A 700-nucleotide genomic window follows, 5' to 3' on the forward strand; every position below is an offset into this window, starting at 1 on the left:
CAGCCAAAGTGTGTGGGGTCGAAATCCCTTCACTGTGCGGAATGAACAAAAGTACCGAGAAAATTCCGTGTGATTTGTGTGTTGTCGAAGTGGAAAGTGGCGGAACTAAGCGTGCCTGTGATCTCAAAGTGTACCGCGGTCTCAATGTCGTCACACAATCAGAACAACTGAGTGAGCACCGCAGAAAAGCGCTCAACCGAATCATGACGGACCACTACGCCGACTGTGAAGCTCCATGCAAAACGGCGTGTCCTGCTGGGGTAGACATCCAATCTTACCTCTACCATATCTCGCAAAACGATCATCAAAAAGCGATTGAAGTTATTAAACGCACACTGCCAATGCCGTTGTCGATTGGGCGCGTGTGTCCGGCATTCTGCGAAAGTGAGTGTCGCCGTTCTTTGGTGGATGAGCCGATTGCCATTCGCCAACTCAAACGCCATGCCGCAGATGCAGATCTAGCGGCGCATGAAGCGTATGTCCCAGAGAAAAAACCAGCGAAGCATCGCAAGATCGCCGTTGTTGGTAGTGGCCCCGGTGGCTTAACGGCAGGTTATTACTTGTCGAATGAAGGTTATGACGTCACCGTATTTGAGTCCATGCCAAAAGCAGGCGGTTGGCTACGCTACGGCATTCCTGAATATCGCCTACCCAAAGACATTCTAGACAAAGAAATCGAACTGATGTGCCGCAACGGCAT

Annotated in this window: 1 protein-coding gene; it reads left to right on the forward strand. The window is 50.7% G+C overall.

From position 1 onward, the window contains the following. Nucleotides 1-700, forward strand: a 700-nt coding sequence (locus tag R7R78_RS26395; protein ID WP_225474646.1) for an NAD(P)-binding protein, incomplete at both ends; no start/stop codon positions are given.

This window comes from Vibrio sp. 2134-1 (genome assembly GCF_033339495.1).